The sequence below is a fragment of the Anaerolineales bacterium genome, from assembly GCA_022866145.1.
In the GTDB taxonomy this organism is placed as follows: domain Bacteria; phylum Chloroflexota; class Anaerolineae; order Anaerolineales; family E44-bin32; genus PFL42.
This window is the reverse complement of sequence record JALHUE010000211.1, coordinates 1-6549: the sequence shown is the minus strand read 5'-3', so window position 1 is coordinate 6549 and position 6549 is coordinate 1. Positions and strand designations below refer to the sequence as shown.

The 6549-nt window shown below is 65.4% G+C and carries 6 protein-coding genes; all 6 read left to right on the top strand.

Translation table 11 applies throughout. The annotated features are described in order from the left end of the window. A partial coding sequence (locus MUO23_06655) for a hypothetical protein (protein MCJ7512636.1) occupies positions 1 to 207 on the top strand: 207 nt, incomplete at its 5' end. A 308-nt stretch (positions 208 to 515) separates the two neighbouring features. Then, on the top strand, positions 516 to 1805 hold the full coding sequence (locus MUO23_06650) for a branched-chain amino acid ABC transporter substrate-binding protein (GenBank protein ID MCJ7512635.1): 1290 nt from the start codon (positions 516 to 518) through the stop codon (positions 1803 to 1805). Positions 1806 to 1987: 182 nt separating this feature from the next. Continuing rightward, positions 1988 to 3049, top strand: a complete 1062-nt coding sequence (locus MUO23_06645) for a branched-chain amino acid ABC transporter permease (protein MCJ7512634.1) — start codon at positions 1988 to 1990, stop codon at positions 3047 to 3049. 10 nt (positions 3050 to 3059) lie between these two features. Further along, positions 3060 to 4829, top strand: a complete 1770-nt coding sequence (locus MUO23_06640) for a hypothetical protein (GenBank protein ID MCJ7512633.1) — start codon at positions 3060 to 3062, stop codon at positions 4827 to 4829. Between the two features lie 21 nt (positions 4830 to 4850). Next, positions 4851 to 5630, top strand: coding sequence for an ABC transporter ATP-binding protein (locus MUO23_06635; GenBank protein ID MCJ7512632.1), 780 nt, complete (start codon positions 4851 to 4853; stop codon positions 5628 to 5630). 11 nt (positions 5631 to 5641) lie between these two features. Then, the gene (locus MUO23_06630; GenBank protein ID MCJ7512631.1) at positions 5642 to 6355 is read left to right on the top strand and encodes an ABC transporter ATP-binding protein; all 714 of its coding nucleotides are present in this window, start codon (positions 5642 to 5644) and stop codon (positions 6353 to 6355) included. Positions 6356 to 6549: the final 194 nt, after the last annotated feature.

Genomic DNA, 6549 nt, shown 5'->3' with positions numbered 1-6549 from the left:
TACGAGCGCGAGCACTACCAATTGTCGCGGCAGGTAGCTGAGCTGTCTTTGCTGCCGGCCGTGCGCCTGGCGCATGAATCGGGGAAAGCGGTGGCGGCAGCCGGGATGTCCTGCCGGAGCCAGATCCACGACGGCACAGGAATCCGCCCTTTTCACCCCATCGAGATCGTGGCTGGCTTGCTCCCGGGGCGAGGCGGAGCGGGCTGAGGGCCAAGCGAGCCGGTCGGGGGGGAGACCTGTCTTGCCCAGCGCAGGCCTCTGGCCTCGGGCTGAGCCGCCAAGCCGGAGAACAACGTGCTGTTCGGCACTTGACCTTATCGTATATACTAGCGGGAAGCCTGCTGTGGGCGGATGCCTGAAGTTGGCAGTAGAAGCCGGGGAGGAGGTGGTAGCGCACAGGAGAGGGACTGATCTACGCCGCAGACCGTCGAGCAATCGGCCGGTCGGCGGACCCCGAGTGGGTCCGCAAGGTTTCTAGTTGACAGCCACGACAAATCGTAAGGAGGAGTACCACCATGAAGTCCCGTATGCTATTCGCAGTACTGATCGTGCTGGCGCTGGTGTTGGCTGCGTGCGCGCCTGCTGCCACCGAGGCCCCGCCCGAGCCGACGGCCGCGCCGGCCGCTCCGGCCGCAACGGCGGCTCCGGCAGCCTTTGAGTGCACCGATGCCATCGGATGCGTCGATATCGCCCCGGGCGACCCGGTCCACCTGGCCTACGCCCTTAGCGTCTCCGGCGCAACGGCGGGCCTTGGTGAGGACGCCCGCGGTGCAATAGAAATCGCCATAGACGATGTCGGCGGCCAGTTGCTCGGCCACCCGCTCAGCCTGACCGGCGAGGACACGCTGTGCAACGCCGAAGGTGGCCAGGCAGCCGGCACCAAGCTGGCGGCCGATCCCACGATCGTCGCCATCGTCGGCACGACCTGCTCGAGCGAGGCCCGCGCCGCCATGCCGCAGATCTCGCAGGCCGGGATGGTCATGATGTCGGCCTCGAACACGAATCCCGACCTGACGAACCCAGATCACCCCGACCACTGGCCGGGCTACTTCCGCACCGCCACCAATGACATCTTCCAAGGGCGCGTAGCGGCCGAGTTCGCCTACAATGAGCTGGGTGTGAAGACCGCCGCCACGCTCCACGACGGCAGCCCATACGCCGAGAGCCTGCAGCAGGTCTTCGCCGACAACTTCACCGCGCTCGGCGGGACGATCACCGCGCAGGAAGCAATCAACGTCGGTGACACCGACATGACCGGCGTCATGACCAGCATCGCCACCGGCGCGCCGGAGATGCTGTACTTCCCGATCTTCGAGCCGGAAGGCGGCTTCGTCGCCGACCAGGCCAAGTCGACCCCTGGCCTCGAGAATGTCATCCTGATGGGCGCCGACGGTCTGCTGGCCGACACCTTCCCGGAGAACGCCGGGCCGGCCGCCATTGGCATGTACCTGTCCAGCCCGGCCGTCTCGGGCCCTGAGTACGATGCACTGCTCGCCAAGTGGAAGACAAAGTTCGGCGGCGTGCCGCCCAGCGGCTACCACGCCATGGCCTATGACGCCACGAATATCTTCTTCCAGGCGATCGAAGCCGTCGCCGTCGTCGACGCCGATGGGACGGTCCACGTCCCGCGGCAGGCGCTGCGCGACTATCTGTACGCCCTGAAGGACTACCCCGGCATAACCGGGACCTTGGCCTGCGACGCCAACGGCGACTGCGCCACTGGCGAGGCACTCGGTGTCTTTCAGCTGACCGAAGCCGAGGTAACGGGCGGGAATTGGCCGCCAAAAGTGATCTGGCAGCAGTAGGCGGAACCAGGGAGACCGGCTTGATCGTGTCGGCCTCCGCCAACGGTACTGAACGAACGGGCGGGGTTGAGTCCGGCCCCTAGGCCAGGCTCGGCCCCGCCCGCGGCGGGTGCCGTTGCTCAACACGCCAGATCCAATCCAGTGACCTATCTCTTGGTCGTCTTGTAGAAAGGAACTGCCGGATGCGCCGGTTCTTCGAACGCTACGACCTGGTCGACGTCATCATGTGGCTGATTGCCGCTACGATCCTGATCGCCGCCCTGCTCGGCTCCATCAAGACGATCCAATCCGGGAAGTACTCGCCTGCCACATGGGTGGACCTGGGGATCTCCGGCCTGACCCAGGGCTCGGTCTACGCCCTGATCGCCCTGGGCTACACCATGGTGTACGGCGTCCTGCGCATGATCAACTTCGCCCACAGCGAGGTCTTCATGAGCGGAGCCTTCATCGGCTATTTTGCGGCCACCTGGATGGCCGCCTCCGGTTTCATGGAACGCAATCCCCTCCTCGGACTCATCCTGCTCTTCCTTGTTGCGGCGCTGACCTCGGTGACGATCGCCGTGCTGCTCGAGAGGATCGCCTATCGGCGGCTGCGTCGCGCGCCCCGCCTGGTGCCGCTGATTACCGCCATCGGCGCTTCGCTCTTCCTTCAATACATGTTCCGCGGGTTGTTCGGCTCGCAGGTCCGCTCTTATCCTCCCATGCCCGGCTTGGAAGGTGCCATCAGCCTTCCAGGAGGCGTGGAGATCGAGTACGTCCAGATCCTGGTCATCGTCGCCGCGGCCCTAATGATGTTGGTGCTCTACCTGTTTACCCAACGCACCCGCGCCGGGCTCGCCCTGCGCGCCGTGTCCGAAGACAAGGACGTGGCGGCGCTGATGGGTATCGACGTCGATGCCACCATCGTCCGGACCTTTGTCATTGGCGGGGCCTTCGCCGGGATGGCAGGCGTGCTGTACGCGCTCATCTACCGGCAGGTAACGTTCTATATGGGCTTCGTGCCGGGGATCAAGGCCTTCACCGCCGCCGTCCTGGGCGGCATCGGCAACCTCCCGGGCGCGATGCTGGGCGGCCTCACCCTGGGCGTGACCGAATCCGTCGGGACGATATTGTTCCTTGACGGCTATGGTGTGCCCGCCCCGTATCAATTGAAGGACGGCATCGCCTTCGTCGTCCTGGTGCTCATCCTGATTCTACGGCCGACCGGCATCCTGGGCGAGCGGCTGTCGCGGACGAAAGCTTAACGGAGACCCAATGACGACCAAACGCTCCTCTCCGTTGGTCACGGCCCTCCGTCAGGGAGCGATTGCCGGCGGCGTCGCCGTCCTGCTTACCCTGATGGGCATGGTCGAGGCCTTCAACGAGCGGGATATCGTCCAAGGCGTGATCTCGCTCGGGATCCTGCTGCTCGTTGCGATCTATGTGGTCTTCGGCTCCACGACGGCTCGGACGCTGCCTGAGACCCGGGCGAGCGTCCGCCTCGGCGCCAGCGCCCTGGCGGGCGCCATCGGCGAGCTGTTCCTCGTCGGCCTGGTGATCCTAGGCCAGCAGGTCAACCTGCGGCCGGTATTCCCCAACGCCTCGCCGGAACTATGGGAGCTCCTGCAGTTCGGCCTGAGCGCGCCTCAGTCCTATCTCGCCATGCTCAGCTTCGGCGCGGTGTTCGGCGCCCTAGGCGCGGGGCTGACCCTGGTCTCGCGGCGCTATCGTGGGCCGGTAATCGTCGGGGTTGTCTGTGTCGTCCTCATCGGACTGCTGGATGACCTGATCGGGATCACGATCGCCTCCAACCCGATGTTCGCCACCAGCCCGGTCGTCGACACGATAAGCCAGTTCTTCTTCGCCCAGGGAGTCGAGAGCGGCCTTTCCAAGGCCGGCGCCATGGTCGTCTTCCTCGTGGCCTCGGTCCTGGCCTACCAGTGGCCCTCCCTGCGGCGCGGAGCCCGCTCGCGGACCCAGGCCATGCCGGCCGGACGGCAGCACACCCTGGCCCTGGGGCTGTATGGCCTGTTCGTGGTGATCCTGCTGATCCTGCCCAACTTCCTGGGGCCCTACCTGACCGACGTCAGCAACTCGGTGATGATCTTCACCTTGATGGCCCTCGGGCTGAACATCGTCGTCGGCTTCGCCGGGCTGCTCGATCTGGGTTACGTCGCTTTCTTCGCCATCGGCGCCTACACCATGGGCGTGTTGACGACGACCGCCGTCGGGGCTGAGTCGGGGCAGATCGTCTGGGGACCCGGGCTGACGTTCTGGTCGGCCTTGCCCTTTGCCGTACTCTTCAGCCTAACGGCTGGGGTCCTGCTCGGCATCCCGGTGTTGCGCATGCGCGGCGACTACCTGGCCATCGTCACCCTCGGCTTCGGCGAGATTGTGCGTATCCTGGCTCTGTCCGACGCCCTCAAGCCGTACACAGGCGGCTCGCAAGGCATCGTCGAACCCGCCATCCCCACGCTGGGCCGGCTGACCGCCTCCCTGAGCTCACAGGGGCTCTACTACTACCTGCTGCTGGCGTGCGTCGGACTGGTCATCTTTGTAGCCATCCGCTTGCGCGATTCGCGCCAGGGACGCTCTTGGATGGCGGTGCGCGAGGATGAGGATGTGGCGCAGGCCATGGGCGTCCGGCTGGTCTCGACCAAACTGCTGGCGTTCGCCTCCGGGGCGGCCATGGCTGGGCTGGCCGGAGCGGTCTTCGCTTCAAAAGTCGGGTCGATCTACCCCAACAGCTTCGATCTGCTGAAATCGATCAACGTCTTGGCAATCGTCATTGTCGGAGGCATGGGCAGCATTCCGGGCGTCATTCTGGGCTCCCTGGTCTTGTTCGGGTTGCCGGAGCTCTTGCGCGAGTTCTCCGAGTATCGCTACTTCGTCTTCGGGGCGGTGCTCGTGGCCATGATGTTGACCCGACCGGAAGGGTTGTGGCCATCGTCGAAGCGCAAGCAGGAGCTCCATGAGACTTTCGGACCCGAAAGCGAACCCCGCTCGCAGGTCTTGACTACTCCGGGTGGGGCCGGCTCGGAGTAGGCCCAGGACCAGGAGACAAACATGGGCATTCTCAACTCCCGGAAAGTCGTGAAGCGCTTCGGCGGTCTGTTGGCGGTCAGCGATTTCGACCTCGAGGTCAAGGAGCTGTCGATCCACAGCGTCATCGGCCCGAACGGGGCGGGTAAGACGACCTTCTTCAACTGCGTCACGGGCTTCTACCGCCCGGAAGGCGGCGAGATCACGCTCGATGGGCACATGCTCGTCGGCCTCAGACCGGACCGGATCACCCGCCTCGGCATCTCCCGCACCTACCAGAACATCCGGCTGTTCAACAACATGACGGCGCTCGAGAACATTCAGGTCGGCGAGGATCCCCACCTGCGGGCCGGGATTGCCGGCGCCATCTTCCGCACCGGCCGCGTCCGACGCGAGGAACAAGCGACGCTGGAGGAGGCCCGCCGGTTGCTGCGCTTTGTCGGTCTCGCCGGACTCGGCGACTTGCTGGCCAAGAACCTCCCCTACGGCTCTCAACGGCGGCTGGAGCTCGCCCGCGCTCTGGCGGGGAAGCCAAAACTGCTGCTGCTGGATGAGCCCACCGCCGGGATGAACACCCAAGAGACCGCCGAGATGACGGCCTTCATCCGACGCCTGCGCGACGAGCTTGGGATCACCATCCTGCTCATCGAACACGACATGCGGGTTGTCATGGGCATCTCAGAGACGGTGACCGTGCTCGACTACGGCGAGAAGATCGCCGAGGGGCCACCGTCCGAGATCCAGAGTAACCCGCGCGTCATCGAGGCCTACCTCGGGCGCCGCTCGGCCGCCCGGATGAACTGAGCGGAGCGCCCATGTCCATCCTCGAAATCCGCGACCTGCACGCTTACTACGGCAACATCCACGCCCTCAAGGGGGTCTCGCTCAACGTCGAGCCGGCCGAAATCGTGACACTGATCGGCGGCAACGGCGCCGGCAAGAGCACGACCCTCAAGACGATCACCGGCCTGCTTCGCCCGCGCCAGGGGAATGTTGTCTTTGAGGGCGAGGATTTGGGCCAGTACAAGGCCCACCAGATCGTCTACAAGGGCGTGGCGATGGTCCCCGAAGGCCGGGGCATCTTCGCCCGCCTTACGACCTCTGAGAACCTCGGCATGGGGGCCTATCATCGTAAGGACAAGGCTGGTATCGCTGAGGACCTGGAACGTGTCTTTGCACTCTTCCCCCGCCTCAAGGAACGGCGGCGCCAGGTGGCTGGGACGCTGAGCGGCGGCGAACAGCAGATGCTGGCGACCGGGCGGGCCCTGATGGCTCGCCCCAGGCTGCTGCTGATGGATGAGCCCTCGATGGGGCTGGCGCCGATCCTGGTGGAAGGCATCTTCGAGACCATCGAACGGATCAACAAGGAAGGGACGACGATCCTGCTCGTTGAGCAGAACGCCGAGATGGCGCTGCAGATCGCCCATCGCGGCTATGTCATCCAGACTGGGCAGATCGTCCTTTCCGACAGCGCCCAGAACCTGCGCGCGAACGACATGGTAAAGCACGCCTACCTGGGCATCGTCTGAGTCGGACGCCTGGCGCAACCCACTCGGCACGGCCGGAAAGGCGGGCGAGGGGGCCGAGGGCCCATGGTGCGGAAGACGGGCGCGCCGCGTCGCCGAAGGCCGACGCCTCCCGCCGGTTCTCTCCCGGCCAGGCGGACGTGCCTCTTCGTTCCCGGCTCAGAGTCAAGAGGATTGGCGGTGGGCCGCTCTTCATG